We start from the raw sequence: 19,340 nt of genomic DNA, 5'->3' as shown, positions 1-19,340 counted from the left end.
GTTTTAACTTAGCAAAACCGATCAATCACCCGAACTTCGTTCTTGTTCTGCATCGAGTCCCACGCCTGTTTCAGCGTTTGCAGAACATTACCGATGAAGTCCTTGTCGGCCGCGGCTTTCTTGCCGACATAGCCGTGGCCACGGCGGTACATCTTCAGGCGGGCCAGCAGGTTCTGGTTGTTCCGATCGAACTCTTCTTCACCAGCATGGGGCGACAGGCAGTCGATATGGACCTGACCCGACTTGCTGATCCACAGAATATGGCTGTCGTGGCTGTCTTTTTGCGCAGCGAACATACGAGCCAGTTCTTCGATAGTAGGTTGATTGTTCAGATTCATCATATTGCCCCTTGACCAGTCTGGTGATGTTTCAAAGTTGATTCGCTAATACAGGTAGCCCATCGGTTAGTTGATCCCTGGCACCGAAACCAGGACGTCAGCGGTCGCCCGTGTGAAGTACGGGGTCATGCGTCTGTTGCATGTAGTCGTGTTGAATAACTGCTACGCAAAAGCGTCACAACGAGGAGAAGCAGCGAAAACCGGGAGGCTCCTTGACGACGTTTTCAGGGTCGACCACAAGCGTCTTGAGAATTTTCGCCAGCGCTTCTCGTCCTTGTACTGGACGTTCAGGCCAGGTCAGCTTCTTCAATCTGCCTTGTGGGCAGCGTGTATCCGGAAAAACAGCTCGGCGGTCAGACGAGCTTGCTCAAGCGTGTTGCCAGTGCTCCCGATCGGGGAGACGTCTGCATCATGCAAAAGCAAAACGATGCCGTCAACGGTTTTGTAGTGATTATTTTTGGTCACTACATATTGTCGGACAAAGTCATTCTGGAATGAAAAAAGAGGTCTTCAGACAGCGGGAGAAAGGCTGCGCAGGCAGTAGAACGTACAGGGATAGCCGTCCACTGTTTTGGTCTGGCGGGTAAAGTCGCCGCCGCTCAGCTCGGGGATGAGCCGGGCCCAGAACCGCTGTGCAGGCAGGTTGGCGTCGACATGGAAAATCTGCCATCGACCGGGCAAGTGGCTCAAGAGGGCAGAGGCGACAAACTGCGCGACGCCTTGGCCACGCCAGCGCCGGCTGACGAAGAAATAGCCGATGTTGTAGTCGGCGCCTTCGATGAGAAGGTGGTCATCCACGGTCACGAACCCCGCCAGTTCGCCGTCGACGTGGATCAGGAATGGCCGCGTCGCCGGCTGGCGCCAGTAATCGTCTTTCAACTGGATTGGGAAGAACCCATGCCCGCCGAGCTTCAGCGGCAGCCACTCGCTGAAATCATAGGTATAGAACTGCATCAGGTTTTCGAGGGTGTCCAGTTCGTCGCGCCGGGCGACGCGCAGTTCGATGACAGACATGCCGCTGCCTCCTGACCATCACTGTTGAAACAGTAGCGCGCAGCGGGCTATTTGGCCGCCGGTTTCGCCGAGCGTTTGCCGGTTCCGGTGGTTTTGCGCCGAGTGGTCTTGCGTTTGTTCTTCCATGGCGTAGCGGCCTTGCCGGCAGGTGGCGGGCCGCTGATGGTCAGGCTCAGCCCGGCGCAGCGGGTCACTTGCTTGCTCATCCACGCGGCCTGTTTGGTGACGAATTCCTCCAGACTCATTTCGCCGCTCTGCACCATGTCCAGCGCCTGCTCCCAGATCGCTGTGGTGCCGGGGTCGGCAATCGCCCGCGGTACGGCGTCGATCAGGCTGAAGGCGGCGGGCGTGGCGGACAGCGCCTTGCCGTTCTTCACCAGATAACCGCGATCCAGCAACCCTTGAATGATCGAGGCGCGGGTGGCCTCGGTGCCGATGCCGGTGGTGTCCTTGAGTTTCTGCTTGAGCAGCGGGTCTTCCACCAGTTTGGCGACGTTCTTCATGGCCTTGATCAGGTCGCCTTCGGTGTAGGGCTTGGGCGGTTGCGTCCAAAGGTCCTTGAGCTTCACGTCCGCCACGGCGCACTCGGCGCCTTTGGTCAGTGTCGGTAGCGTCTGTGGCGCGGGGGCTTCACGTCCCCTGGCCGGGGCCAGCGCTTCGGGCAACGCGCGTTTCCAGCCCGGCTCGATGATCTGCTTGCCGACCGCGCGCAAGGCTTCCCCGGCGCAATCGAAATCGGCCTGGGTGCGGTCGTATTCGTGATTGGGCAGGAACTGCGCCAGATACCGCGCGCGAACCAGCGTGTAGACCGCGCGGTGCTTGCCGGTCAGACGCTCCAGGTTTTTCGCGGCAGCGGTCGGAATGATGCCGTGGTGGGCGCTGACCTTGGCGTCGTTCCAGGCGCGGGAGCGGCGCTGTGGCTCCAGATGCTCGCGCAGCGCTTCGAGGCTCGGGTCGGCCTGACGCAGCGCCGCAAGAATCCCTGGCGCCTCGCTGTGCTGGCTCAGGGGCAGGTAGCCGCAATCGCTGCGCGGGTAGGTGATGACTTTGTAGGTTTCGTACAGAGCCTGGGCGATGTCGAGGGTCTCCTGGGCACCGAGGCCGAGCTTCTTCGAGCAGACTTCCTGCAAGGTGCCGAGGTCGAAGGGCAGGGGCGCCACTTCGCGCATGCGTTCGGTGCGCAGCTTGACCACCCGGGCGCTGGCGGCGCTGCCGATTGCGGCGGCCGCTTGCTGGGCGAGGGCCTGATTGAGACAACGGTCCTGATCGTCACAGGCATCGTTTGGCGCACGCCATTGGGCGGTGAAAGGCGTGCCGTTGTGCAGCAGTTGCACGTCGATGGCCCAGTACGCGACCGGCACGAAATCGGCGATGCTGCGGTCGCGATCCACCACCAGCCGCAACGTTGGCGTCTGCACCCGGCCCACCGGCAGTACACCTTGATAGCCTGATTGCCGGCCGAGCAGGGTGAACAGGCGACTCATGTTCATCCCGATCAGCCAGTCCGCCCGGGAGCGCCCCAATGCCGAATGATACAGGCTGAAGGTTTCAGCGCCCGGTTTGAGCGCCGCCAGCGCCTTGCGAATCGAGGCTTCGTCCAGCGCCGACAGCCACAAGCGGCGGATCGGCCCGCGATAGCGGCAATGCTCCACCAGCTCCCGGGCGATCATTTCGCCCTCGCGGTCGGCGTCGGTGGCGATGATCAGTTCGCTGGCCTCACCGAGCAGGCGCTTGACCGCCTTGTACTGGCTGGCGGTACGCGGCTTGACGGTCATTTTCCACTTGTCCGGGATGATCGGCAGGTCGGCCAGCACCCAGCGCTTGTATTTGGCGTCGTAGGCGTCCGGCGGCGCGGTTTCCAGCAAGTGGCCGATGCACCAGGTCACCGTGACGTCCGTTCCAAGCCAGCAGCCGTCGCCCCGACGCTTTGCGCCGAGCACGGCCGCAATGTCCTTGGCCTGGGAAGGTTTTTCACAGAGGTACAGCCGCATAACCACCGTCGTCGATCATTGCCCGAAGAGGCGCACAGGATGGCCTGACTCGGGCGAACGGGCAACTTTTATCTGTATGGATATACAGATAAAAAGATTGCCGGGCGTGTACAGCTTTTATCGGTCGGTTTCGAAAATCGACGCCATGGAGGAACGCCGTACTCTGGCAAACCACCAGAGAGCCGCAACGCCCAGCAACGTCGCCAGCACAGCCAGGATCAGGATCACACGTTGTGCCCCCAAAGGCGCGGCGAGCAGCGCAACAAGCAGTCCCGCGAGCGGTTGTGACAAGTTGTTGAGCAGGGTGATCACGCCCACGGTCTTGCCGAAGTCCTGAGGGGGAATGACTCGCTGGCGAATGCTGCGCATGTAAACGTTGAACATCTTGTCGAAGCCGACGATCAACAGAAAACCCAGCACATAACCCGCCAGGTTCGGGCTCAGGGCGCTGATGAAGGCGCCGGCGGCGAGCATCGAATAGGCAACGCCACCCAATACGCGCAACGGCAATACCACCCGGGCGAGGAAAAACAGAATCACGATGGTGGTCACCGCGCCAGCCGCTTGCAGCACGGCGTAGTCGTCCTTGCCGGCGCTGTATTGACCGAGCACCATGGCCGCCGAAGTGGCCAGGGTGACCCCGACAATCAGGTTGACCCCGATCGCCAGGGTGATGATCTTTTTCAGCTCCGCCAGTTCGCGGATATGCCTGAACGCGATGCGCAGAGGCTGCAGCCAGATGTCCTGATGCTGCTCAAACACCTCGAGGGTGATACGACTGAAACGTTGCCACACCAGCATGCTCAGGTCGGCCAGCAGGAACAGCCCGGCCACCCACAGCACCACCCAGTGCCAGGCCGAAACCTCCAGCAGCAATGCCGCCACCAAGGGTCCCAGAACCAGTCCGGTCTGGTCGGCTATCTGCGAGAAGGAAAGGGTTTTGGTGTAGCTGTAGTGCTGGAAAATATGCGGCATCAGCACTTCGCGGGCCATGATGCCCTGAGTAGTCAGCACGCCGCACAGCGCAGACAGCACCACAAGCCACGCGATACCGCCGAAGACGGCATAAAGCCCAACCGCCAACACGCAGAGCAGCGCCCGGTAGACCTGACTGATGTGCAGAATCCTGATGGGCGAGAACTTGTCGCACAGGGCCCCACACAGTGGAAACGCGAGAAAACGCGGCAGCGACTCGACGAAAAATGCGAGCCCCGCCCAGGACGCGCTGTTGGTGGTTTGGAACACCACCAGCGGCACGATGAACAACAGGATCTGATCCGCCAGCCGCGACAGGAACAGCGAGATGAAGAAAGCCAGGTAATCCTTACGCATGATGACTCCTGTCGGTGAGCGTTTTGACCGTTTTGCGCGTGATATGAAACCAGAAACCGCCGCCTCCGCAAGCGGCGGTCATATCTGATCGAAGAAAAACCGTTCGGCTGCGAACCCGACGAGATTCCCCCGCATGGGTTATACCTGAACCGGTGCCTTCGCCGCCCGTCAGGAGAAACCGATGAAAAGTTCCGGTCCCAGTCCCGTTATCACCGTCGCCGAGCAGCCTGGCTGCCTGCTGGTAAAATTCCACGGCATACAGGTCGCCGCCTCGGCCCGAGCCCTGGTGCTGCTCGAAGCCAATTACCCGCCGGTCTACTACATCCCGCGTGAAGACATCGACGAAAAATACTTCGCCCGCACCGACCACACCACCTACTGCCCGTACAAGGGCGATGCCAACTATTTCAGTCTGCAAGTGCCGGGACATGAGGGCGCGAACGCGGTATGGACGTACGAAAATCCGAAGATTTCGGTCAGCCAGATCAAGGATTACGTGGCGTTTTATCCCGATCAGGTGAAGTTTGAGTTGCTGGACGCGGAGGTCTGAGATCCAGCAGGGTGGCGAGGGCATTGCGCCCCCGCCACACGAATATCAATCAGTTCTTGTCCAGATCGATATTCTTCGTCTCACGCAGACAGATCATCCCCACCACCAGGCTCACTCCGGTAATCAGCACCGGGTACCACAGCCCATAGAAAATATCCCCGGTGTACACCACCAGCGCAAACGACACGGTTGGCAGGAATCCGCCGAACCAGCCGTTGCCGATGTGATACGGCAGGGACATCGAGGTGTAGCGGATGCGGGTCGGGAACAGTTCGACCATCAGCGCGGCGAGCGGACCGTAGCACATGGCCGAGATGATGATCAGGCCGACGATCAGGGCCACGATCATCGGTTTGTTGATTTGCTGCATGTCGGCCTGTTGCGGGTAGCCGGCCAGAGTGATGGCGCCGCGCAGGGCGGCTTCGTCGAAGCCGTCGAGTTTCACATCGCCGACGCTCACTTGCACCGTGCTGCCCGCCGGCGCGGCGACGCTGGAGTAGGGTAGGCCTTGTTTGACCAGGAAGGTTTTGACCTTGTCGCACGGGCTGTCGAATTTGGCCTTGCCCACCGGATCGAACTGGAAGGTGCAGGTCGCCGGATCCGCCACCACGGTGATCGGTGCCTGTCGGCTGGCGTGGTCGATGGCCGGGTTGGCGTAGTGGGCCAGGGATTTGAAGATCGGGAAGTACAGCGCGGTGGCCAGCAGCAAGCCAAGCATCAGCACCGGTTTGCGCCCGACCTTGTCCGACAGCCAGCCGAAAATGATGAAGAACGGCGCGCCGATCACCACGCTGATGATCAGCAGACTGTTGGCCACCGCCGGGTCCATTTTCAGGAACTGGGTGAGGAAGAACAGCACGTAAAACTGCGCCGCGTAGAAGGTCACCGCTTGCCCGGCGTTGATACTGAACAGGGCGATCAGCACGACCTTGAGGTTTTCCCATTTGCCGAACGATTCGCGGATCGGCGCCTTGCTGGCCTTGCCTTCCTCTTTCATTTTCAGATAGGCCGGCGATTCGTGCAGGCTCAGGCGAATCCAGGTGGAAATGCCCAGCAGCACGATCGACAGCAGGAACGGAATGCGCCAGCCCCAGACTTCGAATTGATCGCCGGTGAAGTAGCGGCAACCGAGCACCACCAGCAGCGACAGCAGGAGACCAAGGGTCGCGGTGGATTGAATCCAGCTGGTGTGGAACCCGCGCTTGCCGATCGGCGCGTGTTCGGCCACGTAAGTCGCGGCGCCGCCGTATTCGCCGCCGAGGGCAAGGCCCTGAAGCATGCGCAGTATCACCAGAATGATCGGTGCGGCGATGCCGATGCTGGCGTAGGTCGGCAGCAGGCCCACGGCGAACGTCGCCACGCCCATCAGGATGATGGTTGCGAGGAAGGTGTATTTGCGCCCGATCATGTCCCCCAACCGACCAAACACCAGCGCCCCGAACGGCCGCACGATGAAGCCTGCGGCAAACGCCATGAGCGCGAAGATGAACGCCGTGGTGTCGTTGACCCCGGCGAAAAACTGCTTGCTGATGACCGCCGCCAGGGCGCCGTAGAGGAAGAAGTCATACCACTCGAACACCGTCCCCAGGGACGAGGCGAAGATGACCTTTCGGGTATCGGGGCTGGCGTCCGCGCTGCGCACGGCGTCCAGAGGCTGAACGTGTTCTGACATATCGGTATCCCTCACAGTGATTGTTTTTGTTGTTTCCACTGTCGGCGCCGACCTTGTGGGCGTGCGCCGCTGTTCCTTTGGTCAAGAGAGTGCGGTCAGTGCTTTTTCTTCGGCGGGAAAACTCCGGGCGGTTGGGGTGAGAATCAGCTGTGCCGCTTTTTCAGCAATCATCAGCGTAGGCGAACAGGTGTTGCCCGAGGTAATGCGCGGCATGATCGACGCATCGGCAATCCGCAGCCCCGGTACGCCGTGCACGCGCAACTGCGCATCGACCACGGCGTCCGCGTCGTTGCCCATGCGGCAAGTGCCGACCGGGTGGAAAATCGTCGTGCCGATCTTCGCCGCCGCTTCGTGCAGTTGTTCTTCGGTTTGCAGGCTGGCGCCGGGCAGGTATTCCACCGGATTGAAGGCTTGCAGGGCGGGGGCGCTGACGATGCGCCGGGTCAGGCGAATCGCGTCGGCGGCCACGCGCAGGTCTTCGGGATGGCTGAGGTAATTGGGTTGAATCAGCGGCGCGGTTTGTGGATCGGCGGAACGGATCTCGACCCGGCCCCGGCTCTGCGGCCGTAAATCACACACCGACGCGGTGAATGCGGGGAAGCTGTGCAGCGGTTCGCCAAAGCGCTCCAGCGACAGCGGCTGCACGTGATATTCGAGGTTGGCCGAGGTCTGCTCAGGCCCGGAACGGGCAAACGCACCCAACTGACTCGGGGCCATCGACAACGGCCCGCTGCGGTCGTACAGGTAACGCAGGCCCATGCCCATCTTGCCCCACACGCTGCCGGCGATCTGGTTGAGGGTGCGGGCGTTTTCCAGTTGGTAGATAAGCCTCAGTTGCAGGTGATCCTGCAGGTTGCCGCCGACGCCCGGCAGTTCATGCACCACACCGATGCCGAGCTTTTCCAGCAGCGGGCGCGGCCCGATTCCGGAGCGTTGCAGAATGCTCGGCGAGCCCACGGAGCCGGCGCACAACACGATCTCCTTGCGCGCCTTGAAGCTCTTTTGTTGACCCTGCCAACGGGCACTGACTTTCGAGGCGCGACCGTCCTCGAACAACACTCGATCCACTTCGACTTCGGTCAATACCGTGAGATTGGCCCGATCGCGAATCGGCTTCAGAAACGCCTTCGCCGCATTCCAGCGCACCCCGGCTTTCTGATTTACCTGAAAGTAGCCGCAACCCTCGTTGTCGCCCTGGTTGAAGTCATCGATGCTGGCGATGCCGCTCTGTTCGGCAGCGCTGCGGAATGCATCGAGAATCGGCCACGACAGGCGCTGGCGTTCAACGCGCCATTCACCCTTGTCGCCATGAAAATCCGCCGCGCCGGCGAAGTGGTTTTCGCTCTGCTTGAACAGTGGCAGCACGTCATTCCAGGCCCAGCCCGGATTGCCCTCGGCAGCCCAACCGTCGTAGTCGTTGGCCTGGCCGCGCATGTAGATCATGCCGTTGATCGACGAACAGCCGCCCAGCACCTTGCCGCGCGGATAACTCAGCGCGCGGCCGTTGAGGCCAGGTTGTTCTTCGGTTTTGAAGCACCAGTCGGTGCGCGGGTTGCCGATGCAGAACAGGTAACCCACGGGGATGTGAATCCACGGGTAGTTGTCGCGCCCGCCAGCCTCCAGCAACAGCACGCGCTGCTGTGGATCGGCCGACAGCCGATTGGCCAGCAAACACCCGGCCGGCCCGGCGCCGACCACAATGTAATCGAATTCATCAAGGGAAGTCTGCATTCCCTGACCTCGCTAATTGTTTTTGTTGTCGGTCATCCTAGTTGTTAGCTTTCGTCAAAAGAATGTTAGTTTTTGCGCAGCCGCTGTGCGTTTTCAAACAGCGCTCCCTGACGATAGCCGACAAGGACAAGCCATGTTCGACTGGAACGACCTGCGGTTCTTTCTTGAGTTGCAGCGCAGCGGCCGACTGCTCACCGCCGCCCGTCGCCTGAACACCACGCACGCCACCGTCGCCCGGCATATCGAGGCCATCGAAAAAAGCCTCGGCACCGCGTTGTTCGTCCAGCACGCCCAGGGCTACGAAATGACCCCGGCGGGGGAGGCGCTGCTCAAGCATGCCGAAGCCATGGAGAACGTCGCGCTGCTGGCTCAGGAGGAAATCACTCAATCCACCGCACCGTTGGGCAAGATTCGCGTTGGCGTGACGGAGGGGCTGGGCATCATGTTTTTGGCCAGCCGCATGATCGGGTTGTTCGAACGCTATCCTGGGCTGGAAGTGGAACTGGTGGCGGTGCCGCGCTTCGTCAGCATCCTCAACCGCGAGGCGGAAATCAGCATTCACCTGGAGCGGCCGGCGGCAGACATGCTGGTCACCCGTAAACTCACCGATTACCGGCTTGCGCTCTATGCCAGCCGCGCCTACCTGGACAACGCGCCGCCATTGCGCAGCCGCGAGGATCTTGGCCGGCATGCGTGGATCGGCTATGTCGATGATCTGCTGTTCAGTCAGGAGCTGATGTTTCTCAACAGCTTCTGCCGCAACCCACGGGTGGTGTTTCACAGCACCAGCGTGATCGCCCAGCAGCAGGCGGCGCGCTCAGGTCTCGGCATTGCCGTTCTTCCTTGTTACATGGCGGCGTCGGATCCGGATCTGGTGGCGCTTTTACCGGATGACAGCATCGAGCGCAGTTACTGGATCAGCACGCGGCGCGAGTTGCACAAGTCGGTACGGTTGCGGGTGGTTTGGGATTACGTGGTGGGGCTTTGCGAAGGCGAGCGCGAGTTGTTGATGGGCCAGTAAAGACGGCTGTTTCATGCAACTAAAACGCCCGGCGAAAGGTCATTCGATTTGCGGAGGTTGAGTCATTTCGCAGAACCTCGACAACGAAGACGTTTCCCGTGGCCACTCACCTCGATCGCCGCAATAACCTGTCCCTCGACAGTCTGAATTTCTTTCTCGCCGACGTGCGTGACGGGCTCGGTCCTTATCTCGCGATTTACCTGCTGGCGGTTCACCACTGGGAGCCGGCGAGCATTGGTCTGGTGATGACTATTGCCGGGATCGCCGCGCTCATCACCCAGACCCCGGCAGGCGCGCTGGTCGACAGCACACGCTTCAAACGGGCGCTGATAGCGGTTGCCGCGCTGGTGGTCACCGGAAGCTGCCTGTTGCTGCCGTTCGTGACATCGTTCAGCTTGGTGGCGCTGACGCAGGCCATCAGCGCTGCTGCCGCTTCGATTTTCGCGCCGGCCATTTGTGCGATCACCCTTGGCATTACCGGGCCTCGCGCGTTTACGCGAAGAACCGGGCGCAATGAAACCTTCAACCACGCGGGCAATGCCTGCGCTGCGTTGTTGGCCGGTTTGTCCGCGTACCTGTTCGGCCCGGTGGCGGTGTTTTATTTGATGGCAGTCATGGCGCTGGCCAGTGTGATTGCCGTCTCGTTCGTATCGGCCGACGCCATTGACCACGATCTCGCCCGAGGACTGGAGCCTAGCGCAACGGGGCAGGGCAAGCAGCCTTCGGGCTTTTCCGTGTTGCTCACCAACCGCCCGCTGCTGATGTTTGCGATCTGCTGCGCGCTGTTTCATCTGGCGAACGCGGCGATGTTGCCGCTGGTGAGTCAGAAACTGGCGCAGGCCAATCTGCAGATGGCCACGCCGCTCACGTCCGCCTGCATCGTCGCGGCACAACTGGTGATGGTGCCGGTCGCGCTGCTGGTGGGGGCGAAGGCCGATCTGTGGGGGCGCAAGCCATTGCTGCTGGCGGGGTTTCTGATTTTGCCGTTGCGCGGTGTGCTGTATGTGCTGTCGAACGATCCGTGGTGGCTGGTTTCGGTGCAGTTGCTCGATGGCATCGGCGCGGGGATTTTCGGCGCGCTGTTTCCGGTGGTGGTGAAAGACCTGACGCTGGGCACCGGGCATTTCAATGTCAGCCTCGGGGCGATTTCAACGGTGTTCGGTCTGGGTGCGGCGTTGAGCAACAGCCTGGCTGGGATTGTGGTTCAGGAGGCGGGGTACAGCGCTGCGTTCCTGACCTTGGCGGGGGTGGCGATGGCGGCGCTGGTGCTGCTTTGGGTGGCGGTGCCGGAGACGGTGTCGCGCTCTGGTGTTGAATCAACCGGGTTGCAAAAAAGTGTGCCGCCGATGGTCGTTCCCTGACGTATCAGCCTGCTTGTACTGGACTGCGTAAACGTCATGGCCTTCAATCTTTGAGGTCATGACATTCCATCGCAAACAGGGAGCTTGCAGCATGAGCGAAGACGCAAAAGTAAAAGGCCCGGCATCCTACTTTCCTTCAATCGAAAAGAAGTACGGCCAACCCATCGACCACTGGCTGAATCTGCTCGCCAGCATCACCGACAAAAAACACATGGAACTGGTCACATGGCTCAAGACCGAACACGGCATGGGTCACGGGCATGCGAACGCATTGGTTGCTCATCATCTGGCTAGCGGCACGAAGTGAGGACATCTTCACGATGATCCGGCCAGCGGTTCGTTTTCCGCTGGTCAAACAGCGTATTGACATATCGAATAATCTCGATATTCTCGCGGCATGGACCTGATCGAAGTATTCAAAGCACTCTCAAACCCGGTACGGCTTGAAATCCTGAAAGGCTTGAAGGACCCCGTAAAGAACTTCCCCCCGCAGGACGAGGGCGACGTTCACACGGTGGGCGTGTGTGTGAGCAGTATTCAAGAGGGCATCGGACTCTCGCAGTCAACGGTGTCCGGTTATCTTGCAACGCTGCAGCGTGTGGGCCTGGTTGAAGTCAGGCGCATCGGTCAGTGGACCTACTACAAGCGCAATGAAGCCAACATCAGCGCTTTGGCCGAGGTCATAGGGAAAGAGCTGTAAAAAAATTTACCGCATGATATCGAGATATCTCGATATCCCTTATTGTCGATACGAGGATTCACCATGAAAGCGATGCTGCTTGAATCATTTGGCAACCCTGAATCGTTCGAACTCTGCGACGTACCCAAACCCGTGCCGGAAGCGGGGCAAGTGCTGGTCCGGGTACACGCCACCTCGATCAATCCATTGGATTATCAAGTCCGACGCGGCGACTATCCCGATCTGGTGCAACTGCCGGCCATCACCGGTCATGATGTCTCCGGCGTCGTCGAAGCGATCGGCCCGGGCGTGACGGCTTTCGCGCCGGGCGACGAAGTCTGGTACACGCCACAAATCTTCGACGGCCCCGGCAGTTATGCCGAGTACCACGTGGCGTCCGCCAGCATCATCGGCAAAAAACCTTCCTCGCTGAGCCATCTCGAAGCGGCCAGCTTGAGCCTGGTGGGCGGGACGGCGTGGGAAGCCCTGATCGTGCGGGCGGCGCTCAGAGTGGGGGAAAGCATTCTGATCCACGGCGGCGCGGGAGGCGTCGGACACGTCGCCATCCAGCTCGCCAAAGCGATGGGCGCCAAAGTATTCACCACCGCGCGCGAAGCAAACGCCGAGTTCGTCCGCCGCATGGGCGCCGATGTGATCATCGACTACGAAAAAGAAGACTACGTCGAAGCCATCCTGCGGGAAACCAATGGCCTCGGAGTAGACGTGGTATTCGACACTATCGGCGGCGACACCCTCGCGCGCAGTCCCGACGCCCTCGCACAACTTGGCCGCGTGGTCTCGATCGTCGACATCGCCAAACCACAAAATCTCGTCCAAGCCTGGGGCAAGAACGCGAGTTATCACTTCGTGTTCACCCGCCAGAACCGCGGCAAGCTCGATGAATTGAGTGCCCTGGTGGAACGCGGTCAACTGCGGCCACATGTTGGCGCGGTGTATTCGCTTGCGGAGATTCCGCTGGCCCATGCTCGGCTGGAGAGTCCCAACAATGGTCTTCAAGGGAAGATTGCGATTGCGGTTGAGCCGTCGCTTCGGGCGGGTTCTGCGGGGGATGCGTCATGATTTATGAGATCGCTTTGTTGCCCGTTTATAAAGAACGTGTTGATGAGTTCAGACGTGCATTTGCCGAGGTTGCGCCTTTGCTCCGCCGCGCGAACGGGTACGGCGGGCACATGCTTGCGCAAGGGATTGAAACGCCGGAGCGGTTCAATTTGATTGTGCGGTGGGATTCACTTGAGGCTCATACAGAGTTTGAGGCGGGCGAAGACCACAGGATCTTTATGCTTGGATTGGAGGGGTATTTTTCGGAGGAGCCGCAGGTGTATCACATTGAAGGGGCGGCTTTCACTGCGGGTGGAGATGATGGGGCGCTTTGGCCCGGAAACTGAAACAGGAGCCCTTCAGAAAAAGGGAGCAGATTCACTACCTGAATCTGCTCCCTTTTTTGTTCGTTGAGCTCAGCCGTTGGCGTTTGCTCTCTTTTCCGCCGTCACGATGCAAGCCTTGTAGAAATTGGAATGGAAATCGCTGATCGCTTTCTGTTGCAAACTCTCGCTTGAGTATTGAGGAATCTCGTACGCCTCGCGAATCAACGACTTGAACACCTCACCCACATACTCGTTCTGCTTACCTGCCGCTTCGGCCAGTTCCAACACCGAAGCCATGGGCACGCCTTGCTGCCTGGTTTTCATGACCTGTTTGGCCGAGTTTTCTATTCGTTGGCACTCTTCGAGCTCTTCCTGCGGTACGGGAGAGGCAAGAGCGGAAAAACTGATGGCGAAGGTTACTGCTGCTGCCAGACATTGTTTGTGCACGAGGTGTCGTCCCTGGTTTTGAGGCTGAACCATATCATTCGTGGCTCGGCGCCACCATTGCAGGCAGGGAGAAAGAGCGCCAGGTGCTGGCACGCGGCCACGCCTTGCGCCCCCCGGTTTCGGCTGTCACCCTTCGGCCCGTTCTTCAAGGATCAGAAGAAGGAATCAAGGATTGAGTGGCTACATTCCCAACCCGCCTAAAAACTATCGCAACAAAGGAACCGACCCCGTCGATATTCATGCCCAGCGTTGGGCTGAATATGAGAAACACGGGAAGGAACCGGCATCGGCACGTGAAAAAATTGGCATAGCCCTGCGGATCGGAGTGTTCTTCGATGGGACGGGGAATAATGCCAATAACGCTGCTGCGGGTTTACTTTGCGGTGCCCATCATCCCATTGCTGCTCAAGATATTGATGCCAGTTGCAAGCCGTTCATGAAAGATCCGGACAGCAGCTACGGTAATGACACCAGCAATGTGCAGAAACTGAGTGACTTGTACTACGCACCTCAGAAAGCCGAAGGAGAGGGCTCGCAGAAGCAAGCCTTTCGCATGGTGTATGTCGAGGGGATCGGTACTCGCTCAGGCATGGAGGACAGCACGCTTGGGGCGGGCACTGGTCGAGGTGAGACGGGGGTTGCAGGTCGTGTTCAGCTTTCGTTTTCAGAGATCAAGCTGCGTATTGAAGGGGTACTGGCTAGCCATCCTGAGAGCGAAATTACTTCTCTGACATTCGATACGTTCGGTTTCAGCCGTGGAGCTGCTGCCGCTCGGCATTTTGCCAATGAAATTGCACGCGGAAAGCAGGGCCCTCTTGGGGATGTGATGCGCAGTAGTGCGAGAGGATTTAGTTCTACTTTCAATGATCAATACAAAAGCAGCATCAACATGGGCTTCATTGGTCTGTTCGATACCGTACCCTCGATTGCCGGATGGTCAAATCTGGGCAATATCAAAAGCCCTGTTGCCACTGGCATCAGGTTGTACCTGGATCGTCGCTATTTCTCTGATGTCGTCCAGCTAACTGCCCGCGATGAATGCCGGGCGAATTTCGCTTTGAGTCGCGTCAAGCCCGATCATTTGGAAATCGTTTTACCGGGAGTTCATTCCGACCTTGGTGGTGGTTACCTCGAAGAAGCACAAGAGAATGTACTCGTCAGCCCCATGCAAAGCTTGGACGTGTCGCAGAATACTGATGTTGTGACAACCTCGATTTATCGTGATGCAGAGATAGTGAAGGATCAGTTGCTTGCCAAAGGTTGGCCTGCGGAAATGCTGGAGATTGTCACGCCAGCTGCGTTGCCCTTGCCTAATGCGTTACAAGATCGGCTCAGTCCGCGCCTAAAACGGGTGTACGCCGCCGTCCAACTAAAACGTCCGGTGAGTGGCATGCTCTCCCGGGTGTACCTGCGCTTGATGCACCAGTTGGCGAAAGAGAAGGGCGTTCGCTTTAAAGACATTCCGGATACACCGGAATTGGCTGTTCCTTCAGAGCTTCAAGCGTTGTGTGATCGGTTCTTGGCGGGTGACTACAGCGTTACTCCGCAAGAAGAAAAGCTGTTGAAACTGAAGTACATTCACACGTCTGCAAACTGGATCCACCCCCTTGGCCGCAGAGATGGCAGCGGAATGAGCGCGGTCTATATCAATGCTCCTACCGCAGACTCAATTCGCGTACAACATCCTCACGTACCTGACTGGACGCTCTGGTAATGAAATTACTCGTCACTCTGTTTTGCGCGTTGTTCATGGCTGGCTGCCAGTCTGCTGACCCGCTATCAGGCAAAAACGACCCCAAATCCGAATGGTGGGAATTGGCATTCATCGAACCTGATTACATGCAGGTTTGGGTAGAGGACAGTTCTGTGCAGGACGTTACCGGCAAGGTCTACTTCAAGGCCAATGGTGGCTCCGCAGCCGGTGGCGAGCCAGAGGACGGCACCGAGTCGGCTCGCGGCTGGTCCATCGTGGACGGCAGTGGAAAACGAGTGGTGGGTGCCGATCTTCCCGTGCGGATATATGTTCGATGGCAGTCAATCGTTGAAAAGAAAACCTGGCAAGCCTGGGTGGATATTCCAGAACACGCCAGACATTTGATGTTGGAATCCACCAGCAAACGTTGCCCGCAAACACCTGAACGAGAAGTGCGGTTTATGGCGTCGGTTTACTTGGGGCTGGCGCCCGGCGGGGTGGTGCAGGCTTGGGTTAAAGACGCGTGTCACAAGGCGATCAAGGTCGCTCGGGCGCAAGCAGAGATTGAGCCGTTAGGGCCTAGTCAGGGTAAGAACCAAGGACGTTACGCCTATCCGGTCAGTGAAAAATCCAAGCGTTATATCGACCAATTTGGCATTCCGTATGGCAGTTGGTAATTCTTGGAAAACGGGGCGAGTCGGAAAAGATAGGGCGGCTCTTTTGATAAATAGATGCGTCCCATTTTTAGATCTGCCCGCATCCCTCCCTGACTCATTGAACAAGCTGCCGGATCCCCAGAGACAAAATCAAACCACCGCATAATTGATCAATAGCTTTTTTCCTCCTTCGATACGCTGACGCGATGTCAGGTTGCGAAAGAGCGATTGCGACCATTCCATACCACGCCATTGAAACCACCACTACGACTGCCAGCATCGACAAAAACGTGCTTGTTGACACGTGGGCGGGGGCTGCCGCTGAGAAAATAGCGGCGTAGAAGGCCATGGATTTAGGGTTGCCGATGTTCGTGATGACTCCTTGAATGAATGACTGCCGAAAGTTTCCGACGGCAGCCTCATTACTGGGGAAATGCGTGGGCTTCCCGGCATTCAGCAGCAGTCGCAGTCCAAACCACATCAGATAGGCTGCCCCCAGAACTTTTACGAATAGCGCCGCCCAAGGAAACGCAGCAAATACAACGCCGATACCTGCTATTGCACAGGTGGCCCAGAGTAAGTTGACCAATACAATGCCTGCCACCAAGGCCAAAGCTTCTGACCGCGACGCAGCGACCGCTTTGTGGACTACCGCAACGAAATTGGGTCCTGGAATAACGACACCGGCCAGGTAAACCAAAAAGACTGTCAAAACAGCGGGGCCATCGATCATGTGCATTCCTTTGCGAGCTCAGTGGTTGGAGAGGTCATCATTCGTTTCAAGACTCAACATACCTGCTACTTTCGGTTGTCATCCGATGAGCAGACCATTTTTGACGCTTATTAAGTGATGATGTCAACCGCTGTACTCCCCAACCGCTCCCCATTAATCACCACATGCACCGCATGCACCCCCGCATAGTGCTTGCGCGTAGTGAAATCCTTGATCACCTGCCTCCGCACCACAACCTCACTCCCAAACCCCTCCAGCTCCAACGTCTTCAACTTGAAAACCTTCGCCGAAGTCCCGCCATTCGCCTTCACATAGTCAATCGCATAATCAATCACCAACCGCTGTTCAACTGGCACCAACGATCGAACGGTAAACGACAAAGTAATCATCTCCCCAAGCCGCACAACCGCCGGTTCCACCTTCACATCCAGCAACTCAACCTCAGCCTTCGCCCCAGCGCCTATAACCGTGAGCGCCCGAGAATTCCCCTGTTTGATCAAACTTCGTAGCGCATGTTTGGCAATCCACGCCGTGTGCTTGTTCTCCAGCGACCACCCCTCAACCGTATCCAGCACCCACTCCGGATGCTTTTTGGTCACGTCATTCAAATGATTCGCCACGGACTTGCGCACGTACAAACTCTCATCGGCCTTCAACCGGTCGAGAATCCCGGCAGCCAACAGCGGATCCGCTTGCACCGGTTCCAGCCGAAACGACCACGGCAGGCGAGGGCGGCTGCCTTCGCTGGCGAGTCTTCGGACGTGGTGGTTTTCATCTCGCGCCCAGTCGTGCATCAGTTCCAGCGAGCGTTTCAGATCGCTGCGCAGGAAGTGGCGGATGGCGAATTCGGAGGAGCCGAAGGTGGTGAAGTACTTCAGGGCTTCCATTGATGTGTCGAACGCGTGCGCGCCGTAGCACGCGACGTAGTGCGGCAGGCACATGCTGACGAAGCCGCTGTTCAGTCGCGGGGCAAGTTCGCGTAGGACAGCGAGGGAGTCTGCGTAATCCAGCGGTAGCACGTGATGCAGGCTTTCGCTGACGCGGGCCATGCGTTGCATGACGGAGAGATCGGCGAGGCCGTTATGGGCATGTTTGAGAAATGCTTTGGCCTTGAACGCCGGGTACACGGCGCTCATTTCTGTGGCGATGTGTTGCAGGCGTTCGGCGTTGAAGATTTCTTTGAGGGCCGGAGCGGCGGTTTCGGTGGCGCTCATGGTCAGGTCATCGGGGTGTTGATGAACGCCTGGGTGCTTTCGGCGTACGCGGTGTATTGGGCTATGCGCGGGAAACGTTGAGCGTCGATCTGGTCGGGGACGACGAGGCCGGTGAAGCTCCAGGCGACGGCGAGAGTGATGCCGTCCTGCTGGAGAGGGCCGTCGGTGGGCAATGGGTGATTTTCGAGTTCATGTTCAAGGGCGGTGAAGGCGGCGGCGAGTTGACCTTCGACGCGTTCGACCCACGGCTGGTATTGAATGTCGGCCGGGCGCAGGTTGCGTTCGTAGTAGAGCTGCACGGCTTTTTCGCAGGCGGCAAGACCGAGGCCGATCAGGCGCAGGGCTTTGGCGCGTTGCGGCAGGTCGGCGGGCAGCAGGGTTTTGCCGGACAGGGCTTCGAGATAGTCGAGGATCAGGGTCGAGTCGATCAGCACTTCGCCGTCAGCAAGGACCAGGGTCGGCGCCTTGACCACCGGGTTGATCTGCTGGAAACGTTCGAAGTGGCGGAACACCGAGACCGGGTCGTGTTCCAGTTCGACCCCCAGGCATTTGGCAGAGATCGCCACGCGGCGCACGTAAGGGGAGTCCAGCATGCCGATCAGTTTCATGACGCGTTCCTTCTAGTCGAACCGGGGAGGGCATAACGTAGCCGAGGTTGGGGGGATTTGTCAGTCTTTGCGAGGGGGTGGGTTTTGCGGTGACCGACCGTAACGAATTGCGACAAAGCGCCGCTCGTCCGACGTTTGTCTTCTATATACATCCGCTCGACTGAATTTCTTGCTATAAACGCACTCCGATGAGCGCTGTGAAGCCTGTGTCAGAGCAGTTTCCGGGCCTTGTCGGACAAATTCCCGGTATTTACAGTTGCTGAGGCCTCAAACGGGCCTTAGACTGCCGCCCCTTCGTAAATTGAGTGCCGGGTGGCGTTTGCAATAAACGATGCCTTTCCGATGACCGCAGGCGGTTCGCCGGAACGCTCCCTAATTCGCCTTAATGCACGTTTTTTATAGAGATATCAATGACAAAGGACAAGTTGCTGGCCATGCCGGCAGATGACTACATGAATGCCGAGCAACACGCTTTCTTTCAAGAGCTGTTGCAGAACATGAAAGTCGAAACCCATGAGCGCATTGAGCAGAACCGTATTGCCATCGAAAGCCTGGACACCCCGGCTGACCCGGCGGACGCCGCATCGGTGGAAGAAGAGCGCACCTGGCTGGTAAACGCGATCGATCGCGACCAGCGCATGCTGCCGCAACTCGAGCAGGCCCTTGAGCGTATCAAGGAAGACAGCTTTGGCTGGTGCGACGACAGCGGCGAGCCGATCGGCCTGAAACGCCTGCTGATCAGCCCGACCACCAAGTACTGCATCGAAGCTCAAGAGCGTCACGAGCAGATCGACAAGCACCAGCGTCAGGCCTGATTCCTGAGGCGGCCCCTTCAATGCGGGTCGTCGCGAAAAGATCGCAGCCTTTTGCAGCTCCTCCGGGAACTGCAAAAGGCTGCGATCTTTGCTTTTTCTC

The 19,340-nt window shown here is 58.7% G+C and carries 21 protein-coding genes; 11 read left to right on the top strand and 10 right to left on the bottom strand.

The features are described 5' to 3' along the window. Positions 1-8 precede the first annotated feature (8 nt). A complete protein-coding gene (locus tag AC07Y2_RS09550) occupies positions 9-338 on the bottom strand; it encodes a hypothetical protein (RefSeq protein ID WP_047293552.1) in 330 nt (109 codons plus the stop codon). Positions 339-665: 327 nt separating this feature from the next. On the opposite strand from AC07Y2_RS09550, the gene AC07Y2_RS09545 reads away from it, so the two are divergent. Then, the gene (locus AC07Y2_RS09545; protein ID WP_158248852.1) at positions 666-836 is read left to right on the top strand and encodes a hypothetical protein; all 171 of its coding nucleotides are present in this window, start codon (positions 666-668) and stop codon (positions 834-836) included. A 12-nt stretch (positions 837-848) separates the two neighbouring features. Here the strand turns inward: AC07Y2_RS09545 and AC07Y2_RS09540 are convergent, their stop codons facing one another. The 3 genes from AC07Y2_RS09540 to AC07Y2_RS09530 form a co-directional block, all read right to left on the bottom strand. After that, positions 849-1,352, bottom strand: a complete 504-nt coding sequence (locus AC07Y2_RS09540; RefSeq protein WP_103385979.1) for a GNAT family N-acetyltransferase — start codon at positions 1,350-1,352, stop codon at positions 849-851. Between the two features lie 47 nt (positions 1,353-1,399). Further along, positions 1,400-3,343 carry a DNA topoisomerase III gene (locus tag AC07Y2_RS09535; RefSeq protein WP_103385980.1) on the bottom strand — a complete coding sequence of 648 codons (1,944 nt, stop codon included), beginning with the start codon at positions 3,341-3,343 and terminating at the stop codon, positions 1,400-1,402. Positions 3,344-3,460: 117 nt separating this feature from the next. Beyond that, on the bottom strand, positions 3,461-4,675 hold the full coding sequence (locus tag AC07Y2_RS09530) for an MFS transporter (RefSeq protein WP_103385981.1): 1,215 nt from the start codon (positions 4,673-4,675) through the stop codon (positions 3,461-3,463). A gap of 181 nt (positions 4,676-4,856) precedes the next feature. On the opposite strand from AC07Y2_RS09530, the gene AC07Y2_RS09525 reads away from it, so the two are divergent. Further along, positions 4,857-5,225 (top strand): DUF427 domain-containing protein, encoded by a 369-nt coding sequence (locus AC07Y2_RS09525; RefSeq protein ID WP_103385982.1) that lies wholly within the window; start codon positions 4,857-4,859, stop codon positions 5,223-5,225. A 49-nt stretch (positions 5,226-5,274) separates the two neighbouring features. Here the strand turns inward: AC07Y2_RS09525 and AC07Y2_RS09520 are convergent, their stop codons facing one another. Both AC07Y2_RS09520 and AC07Y2_RS09515 read right to left on the bottom strand, forming a co-directional pair. Beyond that, positions 5,275-6,897, bottom strand: coding sequence for an MFS transporter (locus AC07Y2_RS09520; protein WP_039767085.1), 1,623 nt, complete (start codon positions 6,895-6,897; stop codon positions 5,275-5,277). Between the two features lie 81 nt (positions 6,898-6,978). After that, on the bottom strand, positions 6,979-8,628 hold the full coding sequence (locus AC07Y2_RS09515; protein ID WP_103385983.1) for a GMC family oxidoreductase: 1,650 nt from the start codon (positions 8,626-8,628) through the stop codon (positions 6,979-6,981). 133 nt (positions 8,629-8,761) lie between these two features. Between AC07Y2_RS09515 and AC07Y2_RS09510 the strand changes: the two genes are divergently transcribed. The 6 genes from AC07Y2_RS09510 to AC07Y2_RS09485 all read left to right on the top strand — a co-directional run bounded on the left by AC07Y2_RS09510 (position 8,762) and on the right by AC07Y2_RS09485 (position 13,095). Next, positions 8,762-9,649: a LysR family transcriptional regulator gene (locus AC07Y2_RS09510; protein ID WP_103385984.1), complete on the top strand. Its 888-nt coding sequence runs from the start codon at positions 8,762-8,764 to the stop codon at positions 9,647-9,649. Between the two features lie 98 nt (positions 9,650-9,747). Continuing rightward, positions 9,748-11,010: an MFS transporter gene (locus tag AC07Y2_RS09505; RefSeq protein ID WP_103385985.1), complete on the top strand. Its 1,263-nt coding sequence runs from the start codon at positions 9,748-9,750 to the stop codon at positions 11,008-11,010. Positions 11,011-11,101: 91 nt separating this feature from the next. Further along, on the top strand, positions 11,102-11,317 hold the full coding sequence (locus AC07Y2_RS09500; RefSeq protein ID WP_074688726.1) for a DUF4287 domain-containing protein: 216 nt from the start codon (positions 11,102-11,104) through the stop codon (positions 11,315-11,317). A 90-nt stretch (positions 11,318-11,407) separates the two neighbouring features. Continuing rightward, complete coding sequence (locus tag AC07Y2_RS09495) at positions 11,408-11,710, top strand: ArsR/SmtB family transcription factor (RefSeq protein ID WP_007950555.1); 303 nt, start codon at positions 11,408-11,410, stop codon at positions 11,708-11,710. Between the two features lie 63 nt (positions 11,711-11,773). Beyond that, positions 11,774-12,769: a zinc-dependent alcohol dehydrogenase family protein gene (locus AC07Y2_RS09490; protein WP_103385986.1), complete on the top strand. Its 996-nt coding sequence runs from the start codon at positions 11,774-11,776 to the stop codon at positions 12,767-12,769. Then, positions 12,766-13,095: an antibiotic biosynthesis monooxygenase family protein gene (locus tag AC07Y2_RS09485; protein ID WP_103385987.1), complete on the top strand. Its 330-nt coding sequence runs from the start codon at positions 12,766-12,768 to the stop codon at positions 13,093-13,095. Before AC07Y2_RS09490 ends, AC07Y2_RS09485 begins: the two co-directional genes overlap by 4 nt. Positions 13,096-13,164: 69 nt before the next feature. Here AC07Y2_RS09485 and AC07Y2_RS09480 read toward each other — a convergent pair whose 3' ends face one another. Beyond that, positions 13,165-13,521 (bottom strand): hypothetical protein, encoded by a 357-nt coding sequence (locus AC07Y2_RS09480; protein ID WP_039767675.1) that lies wholly within the window; start codon positions 13,519-13,521, stop codon positions 13,165-13,167. A gap of 172 nt (positions 13,522-13,693) precedes the next feature. Between AC07Y2_RS09480 and AC07Y2_RS09475 the strand changes: the two genes are divergently transcribed. Continuing rightward, the gene (locus AC07Y2_RS09475; RefSeq protein ID WP_103385988.1) at positions 13,694-15,235 is read left to right on the top strand and encodes a phospholipase effector Tle1 domain-containing protein; all 1,542 of its coding nucleotides are present in this window, start codon (positions 13,694-13,696) and stop codon (positions 15,233-15,235) included. Beyond that, positions 15,235-15,891 carry a DUF2931 family protein gene (locus AC07Y2_RS09470; protein WP_103385989.1) on the top strand — a complete coding sequence of 219 codons (657 nt, stop codon included), beginning with the start codon at positions 15,235-15,237 and terminating at the stop codon, positions 15,889-15,891. The genes AC07Y2_RS09475 and AC07Y2_RS09470 overlap by 1 nt, the downstream gene beginning before the upstream one ends. 94 nt (positions 15,892-15,985) lie before the next feature. Here the strand turns inward: AC07Y2_RS09470 and AC07Y2_RS09465 are convergent, their stop codons facing one another. From AC07Y2_RS09465 to AC07Y2_RS09455, 3 genes are all read right to left on the bottom strand, one after another. Next, positions 15,986-16,603 carry a LysE family translocator gene (locus AC07Y2_RS09465; RefSeq protein ID WP_103385990.1) on the bottom strand — a complete coding sequence of 206 codons (618 nt, stop codon included), beginning with the start codon at positions 16,601-16,603 and terminating at the stop codon, positions 15,986-15,988. Positions 16,604-16,713: 110 nt separating this feature from the next. Beyond that, entirely contained in the window at positions 16,714-17,817 is a 1,104-nt protein-coding gene (locus AC07Y2_RS09460; RefSeq protein ID WP_103385991.1) for a DNA alkylation repair protein, read from the bottom strand. Positions 17,818-17,819: 2 nt separating this feature from the next. After that, positions 17,820-18,425 carry a glutathione S-transferase gene (locus AC07Y2_RS09455; protein WP_103385992.1) on the bottom strand — a complete coding sequence of 202 codons (606 nt, stop codon included), beginning with the start codon at positions 18,423-18,425 and terminating at the stop codon, positions 17,820-17,822. A 410-nt stretch (positions 18,426-18,835) separates the two neighbouring features. Between AC07Y2_RS09455 and AC07Y2_RS09450 the strand changes: the two genes are divergently transcribed. Beyond that, a complete protein-coding gene (locus AC07Y2_RS09450) occupies positions 18,836-19,240 on the top strand; it encodes a TraR/DksA family transcriptional regulator (protein ID WP_039767046.1) in 405 nt (134 codons plus the stop codon). Positions 19,241-19,340 lie beyond the last annotated feature (100 nt).

The organism is Pseudomonas sp. GW456-12-1-14-TSB6 (assembly GCF_059424205.1).
The sequence above is the reverse complement of the archived record's forward strand: the minus strand, read 5'-3'. Positions and strand labels throughout refer to the sequence as shown.

Coding starts and splice junctions, on each gene's coding strand:
- AC07Y2_RS09495 (WP_007950555.1), top strand. CDS start 11,408: ATGGACCTGATCGAAGTATTCAAAGCACTCTCAAACCCGGTACGGCTT.
- AC07Y2_RS09490 (WP_103385986.1), top strand. CDS start 11,774: ATGAAAGCGATGCTGCTTGAATCATTTGGCAACCCTGAATCGTTCGAA.
- AC07Y2_RS09530 (WP_103385981.1), bottom strand. CDS start 4,675: ATGCGTAAGGATTACCTGGCTTTCTTCATCTCGCTGTTCCTGTCGCGG.
- AC07Y2_RS09540 (WP_103385979.1), bottom strand. CDS start 1,352: ATGTCTGTCATCGAACTGCGCGTCGCCCGGCGCGACGAACTGGACACC.
- AC07Y2_RS09450 (WP_039767046.1), top strand. CDS start 18,836: ATGACAAAGGACAAGTTGCTGGCCATGCCGGCAGATGACTACATGAAT.
- AC07Y2_RS09525 (WP_103385982.1), top strand. CDS start 4,857: ATGAAAAGTTCCGGTCCCAGTCCCGTTATCACCGTCGCCGAGCAGCCT.
- AC07Y2_RS09510 (WP_103385984.1), top strand. CDS start 8,762: ATGTTCGACTGGAACGACCTGCGGTTCTTTCTTGAGTTGCAGCGCAGC.
- AC07Y2_RS09550 (WP_047293552.1), bottom strand. CDS start 338: ATGAATCTGAACAATCAACCTACTATCGAAGAACTGGCTCGTATGTTC.
- AC07Y2_RS09455 (WP_103385992.1), bottom strand. CDS start 18,425: ATGAAACTGATCGGCATGCTGGACTCCCCTTACGTGCGCCGCGTGGCG.
- AC07Y2_RS09535 (WP_103385980.1), bottom strand. CDS start 3,343: ATGCGGCTGTACCTCTGTGAAAAACCTTCCCAGGCCAAGGACATTGCG.
- AC07Y2_RS09465 (WP_103385990.1), bottom strand. CDS start 16,603: ATGATCGATGGCCCCGCTGTTTTGACAGTCTTTTTGGTTTACCTGGCC.
- AC07Y2_RS09485 (WP_103385987.1), top strand. CDS start 12,766: ATGATTTATGAGATCGCTTTGTTGCCCGTTTATAAAGAACGTGTTGAT.
- AC07Y2_RS09520 (WP_039767085.1), bottom strand. CDS start 6,897: ATGTCAGAACACGTTCAGCCTCTGGACGCCGTGCGCAGCGCGGACGCC.
- AC07Y2_RS09515 (WP_103385983.1), bottom strand. CDS start 8,628: ATGCAGACTTCCCTTGATGAATTCGATTACATTGTGGTCGGCGCCGGG.
- AC07Y2_RS09460 (WP_103385991.1), bottom strand. CDS start 17,817: ATGAGCGCCACCGAAACCGCCGCTCCGGCCCTCAAAGAAATCTTCAAC.
- AC07Y2_RS09470 (WP_103385989.1), top strand. CDS start 15,235: ATGAAATTACTCGTCACTCTGTTTTGCGCGTTGTTCATGGCTGGCTGC.
- AC07Y2_RS09500 (WP_074688726.1), top strand. CDS start 11,102: ATGAGCGAAGACGCAAAAGTAAAAGGCCCGGCATCCTACTTTCCTTCA.